Origin of the sequence: Actinoplanes octamycinicus (assembly GCF_014205225.1) — a bacterium.
GTDB lineage: Bacteria > Actinomycetota > Actinomycetes > Mycobacteriales > Micromonosporaceae > Actinoplanes > Actinoplanes octamycinicus.
Genome location: NZ_JACHNB010000001.1, coordinates 10,217,757 through 10,241,542, shown reverse-complemented (window position 1 = coordinate 10,241,542; position 23,786 = coordinate 10,217,757). Strand labels below are relative to the sequence as shown.

The following is a 23,786-nucleotide window of genomic DNA, read 5'->3' as shown; positions in this document are numbered from 1 at the left end:
GGCTCAGTCGGCCATCGCCACGAAGATCGGACTGCCCAGCAGCACGTTCATCGTCCGGCCGCGATCCAGTTCGGGGTACGGGCTCGGGCCGTGCGCCAGCCGCTTGGCCACGAACTCGACCTCCTGCTCCGGCCCGGTGAGATGACGTTCGGCCAGGTGCACGGCGGCCAGCGGATCGGTGGTGTCGTTCTCGATCAGCGAACCGAGGCTCCGCACCACACCGGGCGTGAGCGACGGGGAGAAGGCGTCCGGTGCGGCGGCGGAGGAGCCGATCACGTGGCCGATCGACCCGCCGAGCCCGACCACGGTCCGGTCGGTGTGCCCGCCGAAATAGACGCCGTGGGTCGCGTCGTGCAACTGGCCCCAGCGCATCGTCATCCGGCCGCGGAAATACTGCCCCGGCTCGTCGATCGTCCCCACGTCGGCGAAGTCGTCGAGATAGCGCACCACGCGCTCGAGCCGCGTCACCCGCTGCGACTGCGGCGTCTCGACCTTGTGCTTGGCGCTGAAGATCTTGAGGCTGATGCCCACCTCGGACTCGCGCTTGCCGCCGAAGCCGGGATCGACCTGCGGAAGCAGCATGTCCACTTTGGCATCACTGATGTAGAGATAGAAGCGCAGCGACACACGGTCACGGTACTGCACCACACCGTGTCGGCGGGGCCCCTGACGCGTACGCCAAGGCCTTCCCGATCAGGATCAACTTCGATTGGTGTACGCGGTGAGCGCGCCCTGTTAGCATCCGGCGCCCGCAAGATCACTCATTTCTCAGAGGCGCTCATGAGCATTGCGATTCCCGCCAGCCTGGTGCAGAACGGCACCGGCATTCCCGACGTCTGTTCGCGGCACGGCGAGGCCGCGTCGCTGCGCAAGCCGGTGAAGTTCTGGTCGAAGCCGCCGGCCTGGTCCTACCTGCTGATCTTCTTCGGCGCGCTGCCGTTCCTGATCGTCACCCTGGTGCTCCGCAAGGAGGTGCAGGCGCAGGCCTGGCCGTTCTGCGAGCAGTGCGTGAAGCTGCACAAGACGCGGCTGGCCATCGGCATCCCGCTGATCGCGCTGCTGCCGATCGGGTTCGGGCTCGCCGGCTCGGCCGGCGACGCGGGCGCGCTGCTCTTCCTGCTGTGTCTGGTGCTGTCCATCGTCGGTTTCGTCCTGCTGAGCCGCGGCACCTACCGGGTGCTGCCGTGGGGCTTCGCGTCGCGGGACGGCTCCGCGGTCGACTTCCCGAAGGCGCACCCGACCTTCGTCGCCGCCGCTCAGGCCGCATACGCGCAGGCCGCCCAGCAGTACGCGGCGTGGCAGGCGAGCCAGCAGGCCGGGTACGGGCAGCCCGCCCCCTACGGTCAGCAGGCCCCGTACGGCCAGCCGCCGGCCGGATACGGCTCCCCGCAGGCCTGAGCCCCCGGGGTCTGCCGCCTCACGGCGGCGGACCCCGGTCTCCGTGGTGGGGGTCCCGTCGGCCGTTTGGTGGCGGGGTCGTAACCGTTTCGTCGTTCCCGGGACTTGATCTTCCGGGTATCGTCGGGCGGCTTCATCTGTGTCACGGGGAGAGTTCATGCGTAAGCGCACCATCAGGGCGATGCTCGCGGCCGGCGTGCTGGTGGCCGGGTCGGCGGTCTTCGCCGACCTGGCGACCGGGACGGCGTCCGCCGCGACCGCGCCGACCACACTGACCGAGCAGCAGCGGCACGCGATCACCGGTTACCACGCCGACCGGATGGTGGTCGACAGCTCGCGCGAGCGGCTGCTGATCGCCGACGACGTGGCGCACGAGATCCTCGCGGTCGGCTACGACGGCGGCGTGCTGACCAGGGTGGCGCTGCCGGACGGGGCGAACGCCACCGATCTGCAGCTCTCCGCGGACTCCGGCCGCCTGTGGGCGACCCTTCCGGCGGCCCGCCTGATCGTCTCCTGGGACGCGGCGACGCTCGCCGAGGTGAGGCGCTACCCGGTCGAGGTTCCCGACCTCGGTCACCTCGCGCTCGGCGGGGGCAAGGTCTGGTTCACCTACTTCAAGAACTATTTCGCCTCGCTGGACGTGGACAGTGGCGACGTCGTCCGGCATCAGCTCGGAGACGGGAACGACGCCTCGGCGTCGTCGCAGCAGCCGCTGATCGCGGTCAACCCGGCCGACCCGAGCCAGCTGGCGCTCACCTACGCGGGCACCCGGAAGACGCTCTTCCTCTACGACACCGACAGCGACCTGACCGCCCCGGTCACCAAGACCGACACGGGCGAGGTGTCGGCGCACAGCTCGCTGAAGTACACCGCCGACGGCACGATGATCTACGTGGCCGGCAACGGCGGCGTCTACTACACCTGGGCGAACGATCTGACCTCGATCTCGGCCCGCACCATCGCGATGACCAAGGCCGCCGACGTGGAGGTCGCGTCGGACGACTGGGTCGCGGCCGGCCTGCCGGTCACCGCGGACGCCACCGACCTGCGGCTCTTCCCGGCCGCCGAGACAGTCGCGACCCGCGAGTTCGACATCCCGTTCACCGGCGACGCGCCCGAGCTGGTCGACCTCGCGTGGGGCGCCGGCAGCGCACGGCTGTTCGCGATCACCGCCGACCAGAGCCTGTGGGTGCTCGACCAGCCCACGAACGCGCCGGCGACCTCGGCCCCGGCGCAGGCGGCGACCGCGATCAAGCTGACCGCCCCGGCCAGCGCGGCCGTCGGCTCCGGGATCAACGTGCAGGGCACGATCAGCGGCGGCGTCCCGATGGGGGCGGAGCTCAAGGTCACCCGCACCGACGCCGCGTCGCCCGCCGGTGTCGCGCTGCAGAGCGCGGGCGTGAACGGCAGCGGCGGGTTCAGCTTCATCGACTTCCCGACGGCGCTGGGCACGGTCACCTACACCGTCGCCTACGCCGGGGACGCCACGCACAAGCCGTCGTCCGCGACGGTCTCGGTGCAGTCCACCAAGACCGTCCCGCAGCTCACGCTGAACCGGAACGGGAGCGTCAACGCGTACGGCGCCACGGTCGTGATGACCGCGCACCTCGGTCCCACCGCCGAGAACCGGACCGTGGAGATCTGGGCCGACCCGTACGGCACGGACCGGCCGCGCACCCTGCTCAAGAAGGGGACCGTGGACGGGTCGGGCAACCTGAGCGTCAGTTACCAGCTGACCCGGAACACCAGCGTGAGCGCGGTCTTCACCGGCGACACCGAGTACGGCGCCCGGACGGTCACCTCGGCCGTCTACACCAAGGCCGCCGTCTCCACCACGGTCGCCAAGCACTACTCGGTGAAGAACTCGTACTACTACGTCCGCAAGACGAAGAACCCGACCTTCACCACCACGATGACCCCCTACCCGGGCCGCTACCAGCGGCTGACCTTCGAGAAGTACTCGGGCGGCAAGTGGGTGGCGTGGAAGAGCGGCTCCTTCAAGCTCAGCTCGGCCGGCAAGTACACGTACACCCTGACCGGGACGCACACCACCGGCGTGAAGTACCGGGTGGCGGCCGCGTACCTGTACGGCACCTCGGGCGACAAGGCGAACTACACCACGTACGGATCCTGGAAGTACTTCACCTTCACCAAGTGAGGGACCACAGGTGAGAAAGGCCCACCGCGGCGCGGTGGGCCTTTCTCGTTCAGTCGGTGTCCGGCGGCAGGTCGTCGGCCCGGTCCCGGGCCCGGTCGCGCAGCTCCTCGAACCGTTCGCGGGAACCCCACGGCGTCGTGACCGACTTGTCGCCGATCAGGTCGAACACGGCGCAGGCCGCCCGGTCGTAGCGGCCGATCGTCAGGCCGTAGGCGAACTCGTTCCACACCGCCACGGTGGACCGTGACCGCTGGTAGTCCGGGTGCCAGAACGAGTTGTGCGCGGCCGCGTAGATCTCGCCGGCCACCTCGGTGCGCCGCAGATACGCCGCGCCGCCCGCGGACCGCCGGTGTTCCCGGTGCGCCTGCGCGATGAGGACCGGGACGTCGGTGCCCGGGCAGGCGGCGGCCCTCGTCCGGGCGAAGTCGAACATCTCCTCGGTGCTGCCGCTCCACTTCGGCATCAGGTTCTGCAGCATCTGCTCGTGGCCGTACAGGTGGGTCGGGTCGATGTCGGCCAGCTTGCCGAAGCGGCGCCAGGACTCTTCGACCGGCAGCTGCCGGGCCCGGCCCAGGATGATCAGATAGTGCCAGGCCTCGGCGCACCGCGGATCGCGGTCGACCACGTCGTCGAGGCAGTTCTCGGCCAGCTTGAGCCGCTGGAACCAGACCTTCCACTGGTCCTGTCCGACCGTGTCGGCGGTGCCACCGCCCCGGGCCTCCCAGGCCCAGATGACGGCGCGAGCGCCGCGGACCAGCAGCGGCAGGGTGGCGTCCGGCTCGGCGCGGATCACCTCCGGGATCCACTCCTCCACGCCCTTCGTGTGCGCCGCCCACCGCATCAGGACCATCAGGTGCTCCGGATCGGCGGCGGTGAGGATGTCCCGGGCGGTGGGCCAGTCCCGCTGCTCGAGCGCGTGCGCGAGCAGCTCGGTGCTCTGGGCGTACCGGAAGGTCTGCGGTTCGGTCTGTTTCTTGAAAGGCCACATGGCGGCTCAGAGATTCTATCGGGTGTAGTCGCGGGAGCGGGTGAAGAGCTTGAGCGTGCCCCACGGCTCCCGGGTGATCCAGTCCTCGCCGATCGACTCGAACAGGCTCCAGGCCGGCTTGTGGAAGTCGCCCCAGGCGAACGCGAAGGCGAAGTGGTTCCAGACGATCGGGGTGAGCAGCGAGATCCGGTAGTCGTCGTGCCAGAACGACGCCTGCGCGGCGTCCCAGACCTCGTCCATCACCGCCTCCGGCTCGAAGTACGCCAGGTCCCGGCCACGGTCCGGGTCGTCCGGCTCGGCGAGGTAGGTGAGGTGGTCGAGCTGCTCGCGGTGCGCCAGCACGATCATCGTCGGGAGGTGGGTGCCGGGGCGGGCGGCGGCGCGCTCGCGGGCGAACCCGAACATCGCCTCCGAGCTGCCGCCCCAGCGCGGGGACAGGGCGAGGAGCATCTGCTCGTGGCCGAACCAGTGGTCCGGCTCGATCTCGATCAGGCGCTGGAAACGCCGCCGGCGTTCCTCCTCGGGCAGGTTCAGGGCGCGGCTCAGGGCGATCGACCAGGCCCACGCGTCGGCGTTGCCGGGCTCGCGCCGCAGCACCTCGCCGACGCACTCCTCGGCCTGCGCGGTCAGCCGCGACCACAGGTCCGCCCCGGCGGCGCTGATCGGGCCGGCGAGGCCGTCGCGGCGCAGCTCCCACGCCGAGGTCAGCAGGCCGGCGCCGCGGAGCAGGAGGGAATCCGACCGCTCGGCGCCGACCGTGGCCGCGGCGACCGAGAAGTAGTAGGAGCGGTGCTCGGGATCGGGTGCCGCGAGGATCCGGTGCGCCGTCGGCTGATCCTGCCGGCGCAGGGACCGGCGCAGCTCCTCGGCGTCCTCGTCGAGGAAGCGACAGAACTCGGGATCGCCGCCCCGCTTCTTGGTTGACCACACGGCCGCAGAGCCTATGTGGTGCGGGTGCGCTCCGGAAGATCAAAAGAGCCGGCGAGTGCCGCACCGAGGAAGGCGATGGACTAAAGATGCCAGACCAGGCTGCCGTGCCGGATCTGGGCGGCGACCAGCGTGGCCAGCACGACCAGGTCGGCCACGCCGAGCAGGACGCCGATCAGCCCGGCGTTCCGGCTGGGGGAGCCGGCGGCGTGCCGGCGGGCGGCGATCGCGCCGAGGACGATCGCGGTCGGTCCGAAGACGACGTTGAAGAAGAACAGGCCGGCCACGCCCAGGGCCAGCGACCCCACGGCCCGGTCGTCGAGGCTGGCGATCCGCTTGACGAAGTTCACGATGGTCCTCTCCGGGGTCAGTGCCGCGCGGCGGCCCGCCGGGCGCGCCGGGCGACGAGCAGGACGGCGGCGGCCAGCGCCACGCCGACCAGGATCAGCTGCGGCTGGCCGGTGAGCAGGGTCGGGCCGACGAGCAGGGCGATCAGCGTGAGCGCGGCCATCAGGACTGCCATCTGCCGCTCCCTTCAGTTGACAACTGTTTACTGAAACCACCATAGGCCCCCGCCGGTTCAGTGGACAGGTGTTTACTGAGTGACATGAACAACCGGATCACCCGCCCGGAGCAGAAGGCGCGGACCAGGCAGGCGCTGCTCGACGCGGTGCTGGCGCTGATCGAGCACCGGAGCCTGAGCAGCATCGGCCTGCGCGAGGTGACCCGTGCGGTGGGTGTCACCCCGACCGCGTTCTATCGCCACTTCCCGGACGTCGACAGCCTCGGCGTGGCCCTGGTCGACGAGAGCCTGGGCAGCCTGCGGGCCACCATCCGGACCGTCCGGGACGGGGTCAGTTCCAGCGACGAGGTGATCAGCCGATCGATCGAGATCCTCGCCCGGCAGGTGCACGACCACCGGTCGCACTTCCGCTTCGTGGCCCGGGAGCGGCACGGCGGGGTGCCCGCGGTCCGGGCCGCGATCGCCGAGCAGCTCGACCTGTTCGCCGCCGAGCTGGCCACCGATCTGGCCGCGGACAAGCTGCTCGGCGGCCCGCGATACGACCGCTGGATCGCCGCCGACCTGCGGATGGTCACCAGCCTGATGGTCAATCACATGGTGTGGACGGCGGCCGCGCTGCTGGACGCGCCGCCGGACTCGGCCGACGCCGAGGCGCGGGTGATCGACGTCGCCGCGCGCCAGTTGCGGCTGATCGTGCTAGGCGCCCGGCAGTGGGGCGTCGCGGAGTGAGGCCGGCGCGGCCCGGAAGCGGATCTCGTGGATCGGCCGGTACCGGTCGTCGAGCAGCGTGAGCAGGCTGAGCAGCAGGACGAAGAAGAGCGCGGGCGCCGGATTGAACCGGCCGAGCAGCAAGCCGGTCAGGCCGACCAGGGCGACGTTCGTCAGCACGCGCAGGCCGAAGCCGACCAGCATCGCCTCGCTGCCGCGCCCGGCCCGGGCCGCCGCGAGGCTGATCGCGGCGTTGGCGACGACGAAGACCGCGGTGCCGAGGAACAGCTGGAGCGGCGAGGCCGTGTAACCCGGCAGCACCTGGGAGTAGATCACCCAGAGCAGGCCGATCAGCGTCACCTTCTCCAGGGTGCCGGCCGAGAGGATCCGGTCGTGCTCGGCGGTCCACCGGTTCCGGTCCGCCACGGTGACCGCCCGCTCCGGCAGCGGATCCGCGGCCACGTGCCACGACCAGTCCGGGTCGGGCTGCCGCGGGCGGATCGCGAACCAGTAGGCGAGCCCGGCCACGACCAGCGCCGCGACGACCGCCGGGCCGAACCAGGGGACCTCGGCGACCGTGTCGGTGAAGTCCAGCTGGGCGACGTGGATCCACCACTCCTGCGGCAGCTTCACGAAGATCCAGATCGCCCCGGCGGTGATCACCCAGGACCGCGGGGCGACCCGCGCCGGATCCCAGAACAGCCGGTACACCTCGTAGGCGATGAAGAAGTACTCGAAGGTGTTCGGGAAGATCATCAACAGCGGGCGCCAGTCGGTCAGCTCGAAGGCGACCACCCCGATCAGCCGGTAGAAGTAGAGGAACCGGGCCACGCTCACGGCCGGCCGGCTGGTCCAGTTCCGCAACGTCGACAGGTAGGCGATCGCCAGGTAGTAGACGTCCATCGCCTTGTCGTAACCCTGGTAGCCGGGCGGGTCGACACCGAACGACTGGAAGATGGTCTGGTCGACGCCGTCCAGGATCAGCGCGGCCAGGATCGCCGGCAGCGGAAAGCGCGGGATCAGCAGCGGGACCAGGAAACGCGCGCCGACCACCGCGATGAGGACCGTCGTCGCCGTCATGGGACCCACTCCTCCGCCACCGGCCAGGGTGCCTCCATGACATCCACTGCGCCGCGGGCGCGGATCATCCGGATCGGGTGATTCGCTGATCGGTCACGGTCCGCTTCGGGCTCGCACACCCCATTTCCGGTACGGAGGACTGCGCCGCGGCGCCGGTTGCCCGCCCGCCCCTGCCCACTGCCCGCCGGCCGCCGGGGCTCCGCGGGCCGGGCCCGATGGGCCTGACGCGGACTGCCGCGAGGGTTCAGCCGGCCGGAGCGATCGCCGCGGCCATCCGGCGCAGCGCCCCGGCGAGGTCGGCGGCGGACGGCGCATGGGCCGGGTCGATCAGCCACTGGGTGATGACGCCGGTGAGCAGCGCCTGATGGAAAGCGCCGAACGCGGCCGCCTCGGCCGGGGTGGCCGGCGTGGGTGAGGTGTCGAAGAGCTCGGCCAGGCCGAGCCGGGCCCCCGGCAGCCCGGCGGCGAGCTGCTCGCGGACCTCGGGTTGGTGCTGGCTCTGGGTGACCATCTCGAGCTGCATCGCCCACAGCTCCGGGTGCGCCTGGAACGACTCGATGATCCGCACCCAGACCGCCTCGAAACGCTCCAGCGGACCGGCGTCGGCCAGGTCGTCGGCGTCGAGGGCCTTGGCCATCTCGTCGCCCCACTCCTGCATGACCTGGAGCATGGCGGCGTTCAGCAGGGCCTCGGTGGAGCGGTAGTGATAGCCGATCGCGGCCAGGCTGGTGCCGGCGGCGGTGGCGATGTCCCGCGCGGTGGTGCGGGCGTAGCCCTTCTCGTAGAGACAGCGTTTCGCGCCCTCGAGCAGAGCCTCACGATTTCCCATGGCGGCGATCCTAATCGTCTGAGACATCCATCTGAAACAAAAGTACAAATCCCGTCGCCTGGTCGGGGAGTGGCAGGTGGTGCCGGGGACGGCCGCGGGGCCCGGCTCAGCCGGGCCCCGCGACGATCAGGTCAGCTCCGGGTCACTTGCCGTCGACCGAGAAGGCGTAGAACGTCCCGGTGGTGAAGCTCCCGGTGGTCCCGGCCCCGAGGGCGAACTTCTGGTACCCGTTGCCCCAGTAGACCGTGCCGTCGACCACGGCCGCGCCGGCGTTCGACGAGTACGGCGCGGTGAAGTCCCAGAGGATCCGGCCGGTGGCGCTCTCCATCGCGTACATGTGGCCGCTGGTCGAGCTGCCGTAGACGACGTCCGCGGCGACGGTCAGCGGGCCCCAGGCGAACCCGGGGGTCGGGTCCGCGACCTGCCAGACGATCCGGCCGGTGGCCGGGTCGAGCGCCGCGTAGCTGCTGCCGCTGATCGTGGTGCCGTCGGCCATCTGGTACGGCGTCTTGTTCCAGTCCGCCTCGGCCACGTAGATCCGCTTGGTGTCCCAGGCGGTGCCCCACATGATCCCGCCGACGTGGCCGCCGGGGCCGGGCGCCGCGCTCCACAGCACCTCGCCGTTCTCCGGGTTCAGGGCCCAGTACTCGCCGCTCTTCTCGCCGCCGCCAACCGCCTCGCGGATCTTCCCGGAGCTGTCCTTGTAGGCGAAGAGGTGCGCGCCGTCGCCGAAGTCGTAGTCGTAGCCCTCGTTGGCCGGGCAGTTGTTCGGCGGCAGGCCGGGGATGCAGGAGGCGTTCCAGGCGTCGAACCGCATGGCGCCGGTCGCCCACTTGATGTCGCCGGTCTTCAGGTCGAGGGCCAGGATCGAGTCGATGTGGTTGTCCGGCGAGTAGCACTGCGGCGGGGTTCCGCCGGCGTCCTGGCACGCGTTGACGCTGTCCGGGACCCGGTAGTTCTGGCCGCTGGTCACGAAGATGGTCTTGCGCAGCGGGTCGATCGCCGGGGTGCCCCACATCGCGCCGCCGGCGTACCCGGTCGGCTGGCCATTGTTGTCCGGCACCATGTACCGCTTCCACAGCACCTTGCCGGTGGCCGCGTCGACCGCGTTGAAGTTGCCGCGGAACGTGCAGCACTTGTAGTCCGGGTTGAACGCCGACATCTCGCCCTCGGTGGACGACACGCCCTCGTAGACCACGCCGTTGTGGACGATCGGCGACATGGTGAGGATCGCCGCGATGTGCGGGTCGAGCTGGGTGCTCCACTTCAGCGCGCCGGTGGTCGCGTCGACCGCGAGCAGCCGGGCGCCGGTCTGGGTGCCGAGGAAGAGGGTGTTGCCGGAGATGGCGACGGCGGTCCGGGAGATCGAGCCGGCCACCCCGTCGTAGTCGGAGATCTGGTGCGACCAGATCTCGGCGCCGGTGGCCGCGTCCAGCTTGTGCAGGTAACCGCCCCAGTCCGGGAAGTAGACCGCGCCCTTGCTGACGATCGGGGTGGCCGACACGTCGCCGTGCGTGGTGAACGTCCACTTCGGCTTGAGGCGGCTCACGTTCTTCGACGTGATCTTGGTTTCCAGCAGGTTGGCCCGCGTGTTCAGCAGGTCCTTGCCGTTCGACGTCCAGTCGGTCAGCGGGTTGGCGGCGGCCGGCGACGTGCTTGCCGTGATGGCCAGCATCGCGGCGACGAGCGCGCCGGCCAGCCTTGACTTAGAGCGCAGCATGATGCTCCTCAAGTAAGGAGAAAGGCCGAGGGGAAAAGACGATTTCAAGCTCGGTCCACAATCAACCACCGCATCGACCGTGGTGGTACCCCTAGCTCACCCCAGAGCCATCGAACGGGCCTTCTACCAGCGGCTCCACCCCCGACCGGGGCCGGCCGTGATAAGGGTCAGCCGGGTGGTGCAGGGGTACTGCGCGACGTGTCGCCATTCCTAGATTGAGCCTCGAAATGCTCACGTGAATTTGCTTCGAGGCAAGGCGGCAGGGATGAGCGAAGAAGCACGACTCCTCGACTATCTCAAGCGGGCCACCGTCGATCTCCGGGAGGCGCGCCGGCAGGTCGGCGAGCTGGAGGCGCGGAGCTCCGAGCCGATCGCCATCGTCGGCATGGCGTGCCGGTTCCCCGGCGGGGTGACCTCGCCGGACGAGTTGTGGCGGCTGGTCGCCGAGGGTGGCGACGCGGTGACCCCGTTCCCGGTCGACCGGGGCTGGGACCTGGTCGGTCTCTACGACCCCGAGCCCGGCAAGCCCGGCCGGAGCTACGCCCGGGACGGCGGGTTCCTGCACGACGCCGCCGACTTCGACCCGGCCTTCTTCGGCATCTCGCCGCGTGAGGCGCTCGGCATGGACCCGCAGCAGCGGCTGCTGCTGGAGACCAGCTGGGAGACCTGCGAGAGCGCCGGCATCGACCCGCGCTCGCTGCTCGGCTCGGCGACCGGGGTCTACGCCGGCGTGATGTACCACGACTACGCGGGCAGCAGCGCCGGCAGCCTGGTCTCCGGCCGGGTCGCCTACACCCTGGGCCTGTCCGGCCCGGCGCTGAGCATCGACACCGCCTGCTCCTCCTCGCTGGTCGCGATCCACGAGGCCTGCCAGGCGCTCCGGGCCGGCGAGGTGAGCCTGGCGCTGGCCGGTGGCGTCACCGTGATGAGCACCCCGGAGATGCTGATCTACTTCAGCGAGCAGCGCGGCCTCGCCCCGGACGGCCGCTGCAAGGCGTTCGCCGGCGCGGCCGACGGCACCGGCTGGGGTGAGGGCGTCGGCCTGCTCCTGCTGGAACGGCTCTCCGACGCGCAGCGCCACGGCCGCACCATCTTCGGCGTGGTCCGCGGGTCGGCGGTCAACCAGGACGGCGCCAGCAACGGGATGACCGCCCCGAACGGTCCCGCGCAGCGCCGGGTGATCCGGGCCGCGCTGGCCGGCGCCCGGCTGACCGCGGACCAGGTGGACGTGGTGGAGGCGCACGGGACCGGCACCACGCTGGGCGACCCGATCGAGGCGCAGGCGCTGCTCGCCACCTACGGCCAGGACCGGCCGGCGGACCGCCCGCTGCTGCTCGGCTCGATCAAGTCCAACCTCGGGCACACCCAGGCCGCCGCCGGCGTCGCCGGGATCATCAAGATGGTCCAGGCCATCCGGCACGGCGTGGTCCCGAAGACACTGCACGTCGACGAGCCGTCGCCGGTGGTCGACTGGTCGGCCGGCCACGTGCGGCTGGCCACCGAGCCGTCCGCCTGGCCGGTCACCGGCCGCCCGCGCCGCGCGGCCGTCTCGTCCTTCGGGCTGAGCGGCACCAACGCCCACGTCATCGTCGAGCAGGCGCCGGAAACCCCGATCCAGGAGCCGATTTCCGGTACGACCGGCCGGCTGCTCCCGATCGCCGTGTCGGCGCAGACGGCGGACGCCCTGGACGCCCAGACGGAGCGGATGGCGTCGGCCGCCGGCACCCCGCTCGACGTGGCTTTCTCGTCCTTCACCACTCGCGCGGCTCTCGACCATCGCCGGATCCTGCTCGGCGACGAGCGGATCACCGGTTCCGTCACCGGCGGCAAACTGGCCCTGCTCTTCACCGGGCAGGGTTCGCAGCGTCTCGGCATGGGCCGCGACCTGTACGAGCGCTTCCCGGTCTTCGCGGCGGCGTTCGACGCGGCCGGCTCGGCGGTCAAGGACATCGCCTGGGGCTCCGACGCGGAGCTGCTGGCGCAGACGGGCAACACCCAGCCGGCGATCTTCGCGTTCGAGGTGGCCCTCTACCGGCTGCTGGAGTCGTGGGGTGTTCGTCCCGACTATCTGGCCGGGCACTCGATCGGGGAGATCGCCGCAGCGCACGTGGCCGGGGTGCTGTCGCTGGACGACGCGGCTCGCCTCGTCGCGGCCCGGGGCCGGTTGATGCAGGCCCTGCCGGCCGGTGGCGTGATGGTCGCGGTGGCCGCCCCGGAGAGTGCGATCGAGCTGATCCCGGGTGTGGACATCGCCGCGGTCAACGGGCCGGCCTCGGTCGTGCTCTCCGGTACGGAGGCGGCGGTCCAGCGGGTCGTCGACGCCCTCGGGGTGAAGGCCACGAAGCTGACCACCTCGCACGCGTTCCACTCGCACCTGATGGAGCCGATGCTCGCCGAGTTCGGCCAGGTCGCGCGCGGTCTCACCTACAGCGAGCCGGTCATCCCGCTGGTCACCGCCGGCGACGTGACCGACCCGGACTACTGGGTCGATCACGTCCGCAGCACCGTCCGCTTCCACGACATCGTGACCGACCTGCTGGACCGCGGTGTGACCACGTTCCTGGAGTGCGGCCCGGACGCCACGCTCACCGGCCTGGGCCGGCAGATCACCGACGACGCGACGTTCATCGCCCTGCAACACCGCACCCGCCCGGAGGAGAAGGAACTGCTCACCGGCCTGGCCACCGCCTGGACCCGCGGCGTCGACGTGGACTGGACACCGCTCCTGGATGGCGGCCGCCGGATCGCCCTCCCGACCTACGCCTTCCAGCGCCAGCGCTACTGGCTCGACGCCCCCGGCGCCGCCGCCGACCCGACCGCCATGGGTCTGGCCCGCCCGGACCACCCGCTGCTCGGCGCCGTCGTCACGGTCCCGGGGACCGGCACCACCGTCCTCACCGGACGCCTCGACACCGGTGACCACCCCTGGCTGGCCGACCACGGCGTCCACGGCACGACGGTGCTGCCCGGCACGGCGTACGTCGAACTCGCTCTTCATGCCGCGGCCGGAACCGGCACGCCTCGCCTCGCCGAGCTGATCCAGGAGGCGCCGCTGCCGATCGCCGGGCACGGCGGCACCACGATCCGGGTCGTCGTCGGCCCGGAGGACGGCGGCCGCCGCACCGTCGGGATCTACTCGCAGCAGGCCGACGCCTCCGGCGAGGAGGCCCCGTGGATCCGGAACGCGCACGGCACGCTGGCCCCGGCCGACGCCGCGCCGCCCGCGCCGCTCAGCGTCTGGCCGGCCCCGGGCGCCCAGCCGCGTGACCTGGCCGGGCTGGCCGACCGGCTGGCCGCGGCCGGGCACCACTACGGGCCGGCCTTCCAGGGGCTGCGCGCGGTCTGGCAGCGCGGCGACGAGAAGTACGCCGAGGTCGTCCTCCCCGAGGAGCACCGCGCCGAGGTGAGCCGGTTCGGGCTGCACCCGGCCCTGCTCGACGCCGCGATGCACGCCGACGGCCTGGACGACGACCCGGCGACGCCGGCCATGATGCCGTTCGCCTGGACCGACGTGACCCGGCACGCGCCGGCCGGCCCGGCGGTCCGGGTCAAGCTGGTCCGCACCTCGGCGGAGAGCGTCTCGCTGGTCGTGACGGACGCGGCCGGCGCGCCGGTGCTGACGGTCGGCTCGCTGGTCTCCCGCCCGGCGCCCACCGACCTGTCCGCGACCGGAGAACAGCGGCCGCCGGTCTACCGCCTCGACCGGGTGCGGATCGACACCCCGGCTCGACCGGCCGGCCTTCCCGCCCGGTTCGACCTGCCGGCCACCGGCACCGCCGAGGAGATCGCGGTGGCGACCCTGGCGCGCCTCCAGGGCTGGCTTGCCGACCCGGCGGGCGCCGACTCGACGCTGCTGGTCACCACCACCGGTGAGCTGGCCCAGGCGCCGGCCGCCGGGCTGGTCCGGGCCGCGCAGGCGGAGAACCCGGGCCGGTTCGTGCTGGCCGACACCGGCGGCGCGGAGGTGCCGGCCGAGCTGCTCGGCGCGGCCGCCGGCAGCGGGGAACCCGAGATCGTCATCCGCGGCGCCGAGCTCAGCGCGCCGCGGCTGGTCACCGCCGACCCGGCCGGCTCCCCGGTCGCCCTGGACCCGGCGGGCACCGTGCTGATCACCGGCGGCGGCGGGCTGGGCGCGCTGATCGCCCGGCACCTGGTCACCGCGTACGGGGTGCGCCACCTGGTCCTGGCGAGTCGCCGCGGTGTTGCCGCACCCGGCGTCGCCGAGCTGACCGAGGAGTTGGCCGGCCGGGGTGCGGCCGTCACCGCGTACGCCGTCGACCTGACCGACCGACCCTCGGTCGCCGCCCTGATCGCCGCGGTGCCCGCCGCCCACCCGCTCACCGCCGTGGTGCACACCGCCGCCGTCGTCGACGACGGGGTGCTCACCGGCCTGACCCCGGACCGGCTCGCCGCCGTGCTGCGGCCCAAGGTGGACGCCGCCGGCCACCTGCACGAGCTGACCCGCGACCTGCCGCTGGCCGCCTTCGTGCTGTTCTCCTCGGCGTCCGGCCTGCTCGACGCGTCCGGCCAGGGCGCCTACGCGGCGGCCAACGCCTACCTGGACCGGCTGGCCCGGGACCGGGTGGCGGCCGGGCTGCCGGCCACCTCGATCGCCTGGGGCCTGTGGACCGGAACCGGCGGCCTGGACGACCGGCTCTCCGCCGCCGACGTGCAGCGGATGGGCCGCTCCGGGGTCCGCCCGCTCACCGCCGAGCAGGGCCTGGCCCTGTTCGACGGGGCGCTGGCCGGGACCGATCCGGTGCCGGTGGCGCTACACCTGGACCTGGCGGCGCTGCGCCGCCGCGCCGACGTCCCGCCCGCGTTGCGTGCCCTGGCGCCGCCCCGGCCGGCCGGCACCGCGGCGACCGGCGACGACCTGACCGGGCACCTCGCCGGCCTGGACCCGGAGCAGCGGGAGTCGTTCCTGCTGGACCTGGTCAGCGGGCACGCCGCCGCGGTGCTCGGGCACGACAACCCGCGCGCGATCAGCGCCGGGAAGGGTTTCTCCGACCTCGGCCTGGACTCGCTGGGCGCGCTGGAACTGCGCAACCGGCTGGCCGCCGCGACCGGCCTGCGGCTGCCGGCCACCTTGATGTTCGACCACCCCAACCCGTGGCTGCTGGCCCGCTTCCTGCTGGCCGAGCTGGCCCCGGCGGCGCCGCCGGTCCCGGTCGACGACGCCACCGCGCGCCGGCTGATCGGGGCCATCCCGGTCGACACGCTGCGCCGGGCCGGGCTGCTCGACGCGCTGCTGGCGCTGGCCCCGGCCGAGCCGGAGGCGCCCGCTGCGCGGACCGCCGAGGCCGCCATCCAGGACATGGCCATTGACGACCTGGTCGCCGCGGCGCTCGCCGTCGGCGGCCCGAACTGACCGGAAGGCGGCAGCTGCCGTGAACACGTCTGTGGACCAGATCGTCGAGGCCCTTCGCCGGTCGATGCGGGACAACGAGCGGCTGCGCGCCGAGAACGACCAACTCGCCGCGGCCGGCGCCGAGCCGATCGCGATCGTCGGGATGGCCTGCCGGTTCCCCGGCGGGATGACCTCGCCGGAGGCGCTCTGGGAGGCCGTCCTGGCCGGCCGGGACGGGGTCGGCGAGTGGCCGGCCGACCGCGGCTGGGACGTCGAGGCGATCTACGACCCGGAGCCCGGCAAGCCCGGCCACTGCGTCACCCGGCACGGCGGTTTCCTCTACGACGCCGCCGACTTCGACCCGGAGCTGTTCGGCATCTCGCCGCGCGAGGCGCTCGAGATGGACCCGCAGCAGCGGCTGCTCCTGGAGACCTCGTGGGAGGCCCTGGAGCGGACCGGCATCGATCCGACCTCGCTGCGCGGCAGCAGCACCGGCATGTTCGCCGGCGTCATGTACCACGACTACCCGGCGGGCGCGGCCGGCAGCATCGTCTCCGGCCGGGTCTCCTACGTGCTCGGGCTGGAGGGGCCGGCCGTCACGGTCGACACCGCCTGCTCGTCCTCACTGGTCGCGCTGCACCTGGCGATCCAGTCGCTGCGCACCGGCGAGTGCTCGCTGGCGCTGGCCGGCGGCGTCACGGTGATGTCCACGCCGACCACGTTCATCGAGTTCAGCGAGCAGCGCGGGCTGGCGCCGGACGGGCGGTGCAAGCCGTTCGCCGGGGGCGCCGACGGCACCGGGTGGGGCGAGGGCGTCGGCGTGCTGGTGGTCGAGCGGCTCGCCGACGCGCGGCGGCTCGGGCACGACGTGCTGGCCGTGGTCCGCGGCTCGGCGATCAACCAGGACGGGGCGAGCAGCGGGCTGACCGTACCGAACGGGCCGGCCCAGCAGCGGGTGATCCGGGCCGCGCTGAGCGGGGCCGGACTGGCCGCGACCGAGGTCGACGCGGTGGAGGCGCACGGGACCGGCACCACGCTCGGCGACCCGATCGAGGCGCAGGCGCTGCTCGCCACCTACGGCAAGGGGCGCCCGGCGGACCGGCCGCTCTGGCTCGGCTCGATCAAGTCGAACATCGGCCACACCCAGGCCGCCGCCGGGGTCGCCGGGATCATCAAGATGGTCCAGGCGATGCGGCACGGGATGCTGCCCCGGACGCTGCACGTGGATCAGCCGTCGCCGATGGTGGACTGGGCGGCCGGCGAGGTCCGGCTGCTCACCGAGGCCGTCGCGTGGCCCTCGCCGGACCGGCCGCGCCGGGCCGCGGTCTCCTCGTTCGGGCTGAGCGGCACCAACGCGCACGTGATCATCGAGCAGGCGCCGGCCGTCTCCCGGGAGCCGTCCACCGCTTCGCCGGACCCGGTTCCGCTGCTGGTCTCGGCCCGCACGCCGGCCGCGCGGGACGCGCAGATCACCCAGATCAAAGACTTCCCTGGTACGCCCATCGACGTCGCCCACACGCTGCTGACCGCCCGGGCCCAGCTGCCGTACCGGGCCGCGATCGTCGACGGCGCACCGGTGATCACCGGGGAGGTGACCGACGGCGCGACCGCGCTCCTGTTCACCGGGCAGGGTTCGCAGCGTCTCGGGATGGGCCGTGACCTGTACGAGCGCTTCCCGGTCTTCGCGGCGGCGTTCGACGCGGCCGGGTCGGCGGTCAAGGACATCGCCTGGGGCTCCGACGCGGAGCTGCTGGCGCAGACGGCCAACACCCAGCCGGCGATCTTCGCGTTCGAGGTCGCTCTCTACCGGCTCCTCGAATCCTGGGGTGTTCGTCCCGACTACCTGGCCGGGCACTCGATCGGGGAGATCGCCGCGGCGCACGTCGCCGGTGTCCTGTCCCTTGAGGACGCGGCTCGCCTCGTCGCGGCCCGGGGCCGGTTGATGCAGGCCCTGCCGGCCGGTGGCGTGATGGTCGCGGTGGCCGCCCCGGAGAGTGCGATCGAGCTGATCCCGGGTGTCGACATCGCCGCGGTGAACGGGCCGACCTCGGTGGTGCTGTCCGGTTCTGAATCGGCCGTGCTGTCGGTGGTGGACCGGCTGGGCGTCAAGTCCACCCGGCTGAACACCTCGCACGCGTTCCACTCGCACCTGATGGAGCCGATGCTCGCCGAGTTCGGCCAGGTCGCCCGCGGTCTCACCTACAGCGAGCCGGCCATCCCGCTGGTCACCGCCGGCGACGTGACCGACCCGGACTACTGGGTCGATCACGTCCGCACCACGGTCCGCTTCCACGACATCGTGACCGACCTGCTGGACCGGGGCGTGACCACGTTCCTGGAGGTCGGCCCGGACGCCACGCTCACCGGCCTGGGCCGCCAGATCACCGACGACGCGACGTTCATCGCCCTCCAGCACCGCACCCGCCCGGAGCAGAGGGAACTGCTCACCGGCCTGGCCACCGCCTGGACCCGCGGCGTCGACGCGGACTGGACCGCGCTGCTGGCCGGCGGCCACCGGATCGACCTGCCCACCTACCCGTTCGACCGCCGCCGCTTCTGGCCGGACACCACCACGACCTCCGCGGACCCGGCCGTCATCGGCCTCAGCCGCACCGGCCACCCGCTGCTCGGCGCGGTGGTCCCGGCCCCGGAGACCGGCGGCGTGGTGCTCACCGGCCGGCTCGCCCTGGACACCCACCCCTGGCTGGCCGACCACGTGGTGCTCGGCTCGGTGCTGCTGCCCGGCACCGCCTACGTCGACCTGGCCCTGCGCGCCGGTGACGAGGCCGGCTGCCCGGTGCTGTCCGACCTGGTCCAGGAGGCGCCGCTGGTGCTGCCCGACCAGGGCGGCGTCCGGCTGCAGGTGGTGGTCGGCGAGCGGACCGCCGCCGGCACCCGGCCGGTGCGGATCTGGTCCCGCCCGGAGCAGGCCGCCGAGGACGCCGGCTGGCTGCGGCACGCGAGCGGCGAACTGGTCGACGGCGCGCCGGCCCCGGCCGGGGACCTGACCGCCTGGCCGCCGCCCGGCGCGTCCCCGCTGGACCTCACCGGCGCCTACGACCGGCTGCACCACAGCGGTTACGGCTACGGCCCGGTCTTCCAGGGCCTGCGCGCCGCCTGGCAGCGCGGCGACGACCTGTACGCCGAGGTCGACCTGCCGGACTCGGCGCACGACGACGCCGCGGCGGCCGGCCTGCACCCGGCCCTGCTGGACGCCGCCATGCACGCCGAGCTGCTCCGGGACACCGGCGACGGGGACGGCACCCAGCTGCCGTTCGCCTGGACCGGGGTCACCCTGCACGCCGGCGGCGCCACCTCGGTCCGGGTCCGGATCAGCCACCCCGCGCCGGACCGGATCAGCCTGCTCGTCGCGGACCCCACCGGCCGGCCGGTGCTCACCGTCGACTCGCTGGTCTCCCGCCCGATGACCGCGGACCGGCTGGCCCCGGCCGACCCGGCGGACGCGCTGCTCGGCGTGACCTGGTCGCCCGCGCCGGCGCCCGGCGCCGCGGCCGGCCCGGAGATCGTCTTCATCTACGGCGCCGACGACCTGGAGCTGCTCGGCGCCGACGGCGACCGGCCGGCCGTGGTCGCCTCGATCACCCCGGCCACCGGCGGCGACGTGCCGGCCCGCAGCCGGGCGGCCACGGTGGCCGGGCTGCGGCTGGTGCAGCGCTGGCTGGGCCGCCCGGACCTGGGCGACTCGCGGCTGGTGCTGGTCACCCACCGGGCCGTGCCGGTCGGCGCGGACGACGACGTGGACGTCACGGCCGCCCCGGTCTGGGGGCTGGTGCGGGCCGCGCAGGCCGAGCACCCGGACCGGATCGTGCTGCTGGACACCGACACCGGGCCGGACCGGGAGCTCGGCGGGCCGCTGCTGGCCCGGGCGATCGCCACCGGCGAGCCGGAGCTGGCGATCCGGGGCGGCGAGCTGTTCGTGCCCCGGCTCGCGGTCGCCGGAGTCACCGGCGGCACCGCGCCGTGGGCCGAAGGCGTCGTGCTGATCACCGGGGGCACCGGTGGGCTCGGGGCGCTGCTGGCCGGGCACCTGGCGAGCGCTCACGGCGTACGGGAGATGGTGTTGACCTCCCGTCGTGGGATGGCCGCGCCGGGCGCGGAGACCTTGCGCGACCGCCTCGCCGGCCTGGGGGTCAGCGTGCGGATCGTCGCGTGCGACGTGGCCGACCGGGCCGCGGTGGCCGCGCTGATCGGCGAGATCGGCGACCGGCTGACCGGAATCGTGCACGCCGCCGGGGTCGGTGACAACGCCCTGCTGGACCACCTCGACGCGGACCGGATCGGCGCCGTGTTCGCCCCCAAGGCGGACGCCGCCTGGCATCTGCACGAGCTGACCGCGGACCTGCCGATCCGGGCGTTCGTGCTGCTCTCCTCGGCGGGCGGGCTGGTTCTCGCGGCCGGGCAGGGCAACTACGCGGCGGCCAACACGTTCCTCGACGCGCTCGCCGCGCACCGTCGCCGCCACGGCCTGCCGGCCACCGCGCTGGCCTACGGACTGTGGGACGCCGGCTCCGGACTGGCGGCCGAGCTGACCGATGCTGATCGGGACCGGATGCGGCGGCTCGGGTTGCCCGCGCTGACCACGCCGGAGGCGCTGGAGCTGTTCGACCGGGCGGTCGCCAGCGAGGCCGCGCACCTGGTGCCGCTGCCGGTGGACCGGGCGGCGCTGCGGGCCCGGACCGACGAACCACCGGCGCTGCTGCGCGGCCTGGCCGCCGGACAGCGTCCGCGCACCCGGACCGCGGCCGCGGGTGGCGCCGGCACGCTGCGGCAGCGCCTGGCCGGCCGGCCCGAGGCGGACCGCGACCGGCAGCTGCTGCACCTGGTCCGGGAGCAGGTCGCCGCGGTGCTCGGGCACGCGTCGGCCGAGCTGATCGCCCCCGAGCGGCCGTTCAGTGACCTGGGCTTCGACTCGCTCACCGCGGTCGAGCTGCGCAACGCGCTGAGCACCGCGACCGGCCTGCGGCTGCCGGCCACGCTGGTCTTCGACCATCCGACCGCGGCGGCCACCGCCCGGCTGCTGCGCGACGAACTGCTCGGCGAGCCGGCGGCGGCCCCGGTCGCCGCGCCGGTGGCCGCGCGCGACGACGACCCGATCGCGATCGTCGCGATGGCCTGCCGCTACCCGGGCGGGGTGGCCTCGCCGGAGGACCTGTGGCGGCTGGTCGCCGACGGCGTCGACGCGGTCGGCGAGTTCCCCGCCGACCGGGGCTGGGACCTGGACGGCATCTACGACCCCGAGCCGGGCAAGCCGGGGCGCAGCTACACCCGGCACGGCGCGTTCCTCTACGACGCGGCCGACTTCGACCCGGCGCTCTTCGAGATCTCGCCGCGCGAGGCAGCCGGGATGGACCCGCAGCAACGGCTGCTGCTCGAGGTCGCCTGGGAGACCGTGGAGCGGGCCGGCATCGACCCGGCCACGCTGCGCGGCAGCGACACCGGGGTGTTCACCGGCGTGATGTACCACGACTACGCGGGCGGCGCGGCCGGCAGCATCGTCTCCGGCCGGGTCTCCTACGCGCTCGGACTGGAGGGCCCGTCGGTCAGCGTCGACACCGCCTGCTCGTCGTCGCTGGTCGCGCTGCACTTCGCGATGCAGGCGCTGCGCAGCGGCGAGTGCTCGCTGGCGCTGGCCGGCGGGGTCACCGTGATGTCCACCCCGGAGATGCTCTGCTACTTCAGCGAGCAGCGCGGGCTGGCCCCGGACGGCCGGTGCAAGTCGTTCGCCGGCGGTGCGGACGGCACCGGCTGGGGTGAGGGCGCCGGGCTGCTGCTCCTGGAACGGCTCTCCGACGCGCAGCGCAACGGGCACCAGGTGCTCGCGGTGATCCGCGGCTCGGCGGTCAACCAGGACGGCGCCAGCAACGGGCTGACCGCCCCGAACGGTCCGGCGCAGCGCCGGGTGATCCGGAACGCGCTGACCACCGCCGGGCTCACCGCCGACCAGGTGGACGTGATGGAGGCGCACGGCACCGGGACCGTGCTCGGCGACCCGATCGAGGCGCAGGCGCTGCTCGCGACCTACGGCCAGGAGCGCCCTTCGGAGCGGCCGCTGCTGCTCGGCTCGATCAAATCGAACATCGGGCACACCCAGGCCGCCGCGGGCGTCGCCGGGATCATCAAGGTGGTCGAGGCGATGCGGCACGGGGTCGTCCCGCGCACCCTGCACGTGGACCAGCCGTCGCCGGTCGTCGACTGGTCGGCCGGCAACGTCCAGCTGGTCACCGAGGCGGTGGCGTGGCCCGCGGTCGACCGGCCGCGCCGGGCGGCGGTGTCGTCGTTCGGGCTGAGCGGCACCAACGCGCACGTCATCGTCGAACAAGCTCCCGCGAGCACTCCCGCTGAGACCGGTGGATCGGCGCCGGGTCCACTTCCGGTCGCGATCTCCGGGCGTACGCCGGGCGCCGTGGCCGGGGGAGCGGTGAAGCTCGCCGCGGTGGCGGACGGCTCGGTCGCCGACCTGGCCTGGTCCTCGTTCACCAGCCGGGCGGCGCTGGAGCACCGGATGGTGGTCCTCGCGTCGGACGCGGACGAGCTGCGGCGGAAGCTGACGGACCGGGACGCGATCGTCGGATCGGTGGTGTCCGGATCGACGGCCATGCTGTTCACCGGGCAGGGGTCGCAGCGGCTCGGGATGGGCCGCGACCTCTACGAACGCTTCCCGGTCTTCGCGGCAGCCTTCGACGCGGCCGGTTCCGCGGTCAAGGACATCGCCTGGGGCTCCGACGCCGAGCTGCTGGCGCAGACAGGCAACACCCAGCCGGCGATCTTCGCCTTCGAGGTCGCTCTCTACCGGCTCCTCGAATCCTGGGGTGTCCGCCCCGACTACCTGGCCGGGCACTCGATCGGAGAGATCGCGGCGGCGCACGTGGCCGGGGTGTTGACCCTTGCGGACGCGGCGCGCCTCGTCGCGGCCCGCGGCCGGTTGATGCAGGACCTCCCGGCCGGCGGGGTGATGGTCGCGGTGGCCGCGCCGGTGGAAGCGATCGAGTTGATCCCGGGCGTGGACATCGCGGCAGTCAACGGGCCGGCCTCGGTGGTGTTGTCTGGTTCCTCCTCCGCGGTGGACGCCGTGGTCGCTGCGCTCGGCGTCAAGTCCACCCGGCTGAACACGTCGCACGCGTTCCACTCGCACCTGATGGAGCCGATGCTCGCCGAGTTCGGCCAGGTCGCGCGCGGTCTCACCTACAGCGAGCCGGTCATCCCGCTGGTCACCGTCGGCGACGTCACCGACCCTTCCTACTGGGTCGATCACGTCCGCGACACGGTCCGCTTTCACGACATCGTGACCGACCTGGTCGGCCGGGGCGTGACCACGTTCCTGGAGTGCGGCCCGGACTCCACGCTGACCGGGCTGGGCCGGCAGATCACCGACGACGCCGCCTTCATCGCCCTGCAGCACCGCACCCGCGAGGACGAGTTGCTCACCGGCCTGGCCACCGCCTGGACCCGCGGCGTCGAGGTGGACTGGAAACCGCTGCTGGCCGGCGGCCGCACGGTCGACCTGCCCACCTACGCCTTCGACCGCCGCCGCTTCTGGATGTCGCACGAACCCGGCGCCCGGACCGCCCCGGCCACCGTCGTGGTGGACGAGGACACCACCGACCCCAACGAGCTGCGCCGGGAACTGGCCGGGCTGCCGGCCGGCGACGGCGACCGGATGCTGCTGCGCCTGGTCCGGACGCACGTCGCCGCGGTGCTGGCCCACGAGTCGATCGAGGACGTGGCGCCGGACCGGCCGTTCAAGGAACTCGGGTTCGACTCCAACGCCGCGGTCGAACTGCGCAACCGGCTCAACGCGGCGACCGGGGTCACCCTCCCGGCCACCCTGGTCTTCGACCACCCGACCGCCGAGGCGGTCGCCGGGCTGATCCGGGACCTGCTCACCCCGCGTGCGGCGGACCCGGTCGCGACCGTGCTCGCCGAGGTCGACCGGCTGGACGAGCTGCTGGCCGCGGCCGACACCGGCGGTGGCCGGTCCCGGGTCACCACCCGGCTCGAAGCGCTGCTGCGTCGCTGGCAGCACGGCGCTCCCTCGTCCCCGGACCGGGACCTCGTCCTGGACGACGCCAGCGACGAGGAGCTGT

The 23,786-nt window shown here is 73.1% G+C and carries 12 protein-coding genes and 1 pseudogene; 5 read left to right on the top strand and 8 right to left on the bottom strand.

Going from position 1 to position 23,786, the window contains the following annotated elements; all coding sequences use genetic code 11:
• Positions 1 to 3: 3 nt before the first annotated feature.
• Complete coding sequence (locus BJY16_RS46180) at positions 4 to 627, bottom strand: DUF7019 family protein (protein ID WP_185046158.1); 624 nt, start codon at positions 625 to 627, stop codon at positions 4 to 6.
• A gap of 153 nt (positions 628 to 780) precedes the next feature.
• Between BJY16_RS46180 and BJY16_RS46175 the strand changes: the two genes are divergently transcribed.
• The gene (locus tag BJY16_RS46175; RefSeq protein WP_185047004.1) at positions 781 to 1,398 is read left to right on the top strand and encodes a hypothetical protein; all 618 of its coding nucleotides are present in this window, start codon (positions 781 to 783) and stop codon (positions 1,396 to 1,398) included.
• A 157-nt stretch (positions 1,399 to 1,555) separates the two neighbouring features.
• Complete coding sequence (locus BJY16_RS46170) at positions 1,556 to 3,556, top strand: hypothetical protein (protein WP_185046157.1); 2,001 nt, start codon at positions 1,556 to 1,558, stop codon at positions 3,554 to 3,556.
• Positions 3,557 to 3,605: 49 nt separating this feature from the next.
• On the opposite strand, the gene BJY16_RS46165 is transcribed toward BJY16_RS46170, so the two are convergent.
• The 4 genes from BJY16_RS46165 to BJY16_RS46150 all read right to left on the bottom strand — a co-directional run bounded on the left by BJY16_RS46165 (position 3,606) and on the right by BJY16_RS46150 (position 5,994).
• Positions 3,606 to 4,544: a hypothetical protein gene (locus tag BJY16_RS46165; RefSeq protein WP_185046156.1), complete on the bottom strand. Its 939-nt coding sequence runs from the start codon at positions 4,542 to 4,544 to the stop codon at positions 3,606 to 3,608.
• 15 nt (positions 4,545 to 4,559) lie between these two features.
• Positions 4,560 to 5,474 (bottom strand): hypothetical protein, encoded by a 915-nt coding sequence (locus tag BJY16_RS46160; protein ID WP_185046155.1) that lies wholly within the window; start codon positions 5,472 to 5,474, stop codon positions 4,560 to 4,562.
• Between the two features lie 80 nt (positions 5,475 to 5,554).
• Positions 5,555 to 5,821, bottom strand: coding sequence for a hypothetical protein (locus BJY16_RS46155; protein ID WP_185046154.1), 267 nt, complete (start codon positions 5,819 to 5,821; stop codon positions 5,555 to 5,557).
• A 17-nt stretch (positions 5,822 to 5,838) separates the two neighbouring features.
• Complete coding sequence (locus tag BJY16_RS46150; RefSeq protein WP_185046153.1) at positions 5,839 to 5,994, bottom strand: hypothetical protein; 156 nt, start codon at positions 5,992 to 5,994, stop codon at positions 5,839 to 5,841.
• An 84-nt stretch (positions 5,995 to 6,078) separates the two neighbouring features.
• Between BJY16_RS46150 and BJY16_RS46145 the strand changes: the two genes are divergently transcribed.
• Entirely contained in the window at positions 6,079 to 6,723 is a 645-nt protein-coding gene (locus BJY16_RS46145; RefSeq protein ID WP_185046152.1) for a TetR family transcriptional regulator, read from the top strand.
• Here BJY16_RS46145 and BJY16_RS46140 read toward each other — a convergent pair.
• The 3 genes from BJY16_RS46140 to BJY16_RS46130 form a co-directional block, all read right to left on the bottom strand.
• Positions 6,691 to 7,782 (bottom strand): hypothetical protein, encoded by a 1,092-nt coding sequence (locus BJY16_RS46140; protein ID WP_185046151.1) that lies wholly within the window; start codon positions 7,780 to 7,782, stop codon positions 6,691 to 6,693. The genes BJY16_RS46145 and BJY16_RS46140 overlap by 33 nt on opposite strands.
• Positions 7,783 to 8,026: 244 nt before the next feature.
• Entirely contained in the window at positions 8,027 to 8,611 is a 585-nt protein-coding gene (locus BJY16_RS46135; RefSeq protein WP_185046150.1) for a TetR/AcrR family transcriptional regulator, read from the bottom strand.
• 142 nt (positions 8,612 to 8,753) lie between these two features.
• Entirely contained in the window at positions 8,754 to 10,331 is a 1,578-nt protein-coding gene (locus BJY16_RS46130) for an outer membrane protein assembly factor BamB family protein (RefSeq protein ID WP_185046149.1), read from the bottom strand.
• A 265-nt stretch (positions 10,332 to 10,596) separates the two neighbouring features.
• Between BJY16_RS46130 and BJY16_RS46125 the strand changes: the two genes are divergently transcribed.
• Together BJY16_RS46125 and BJY16_RS46120 are read left to right on the top strand one after the other, a co-directional pair.
• Complete coding sequence (locus BJY16_RS46125; RefSeq protein WP_185046148.1) at positions 10,597 to 15,702, top strand: type I polyketide synthase; 5,106 nt, start codon at positions 10,597 to 10,599, stop codon at positions 15,700 to 15,702.
• 19 nt (positions 15,703 to 15,721) lie between these two features.
• Positions 15,722 to 23,740: pseudogene (locus BJY16_RS46120) on the top strand (SDR family NAD(P)-dependent oxidoreductase); the annotation flags it as partial.
• Positions 23,741 to 23,786: the final 46 nt, after the last annotated feature.

Bases quoted from the DNA above. Each gene is read 5' to 3' on its own strand.
- BJY16_RS46175 (WP_185047004.1), top strand. From the start codon at position 781: ATGAGCATTGCGATTCCCGCCAGCCTGGTGCAGAACGGCACCGGCATT.
- BJY16_RS46170 (WP_185046157.1), top strand. From the start codon at position 1,556: ATGCGTAAGCGCACCATCAGGGCGATGCTCGCGGCCGGCGTGCTGGTG.
- BJY16_RS46165 (WP_185046156.1), bottom strand. From the start codon at position 4,544: ATGTGGCCTTTCAAGAAACAGACCGAACCGCAGACCTTCCGGTACGCC.
- BJY16_RS46150 (WP_185046153.1), bottom strand. From the start codon at position 5,994: ATGGCAGTCCTGATGGCCGCGCTCACGCTGATCGCCCTGCTCGTCGGC.
- BJY16_RS46145 (WP_185046152.1), top strand. From the start codon at position 6,079: ATGAACAACCGGATCACCCGCCCGGAGCAGAAGGCGCGGACCAGGCAG.
- BJY16_RS46140 (WP_185046151.1), bottom strand. From the start codon at position 7,782: ATGACGGCGACGACGGTCCTCATCGCGGTGGTCGGCGCGCGTTTCCTG.
- BJY16_RS46135 (WP_185046150.1), bottom strand. From the start codon at position 8,611: ATGGGAAATCGTGAGGCTCTGCTCGAGGGCGCGAAACGCTGTCTCTAC.
- BJY16_RS46130 (WP_185046149.1), bottom strand. From the start codon at position 10,331: ATGCTGCGCTCTAAGTCAAGGCTGGCCGGCGCGCTCGTCGCCGCGATG.
- BJY16_RS46125 (WP_185046148.1), top strand. From the start codon at position 10,597: ATGAGCGAAGAAGCACGACTCCTCGACTATCTCAAGCGGGCCACCGTC.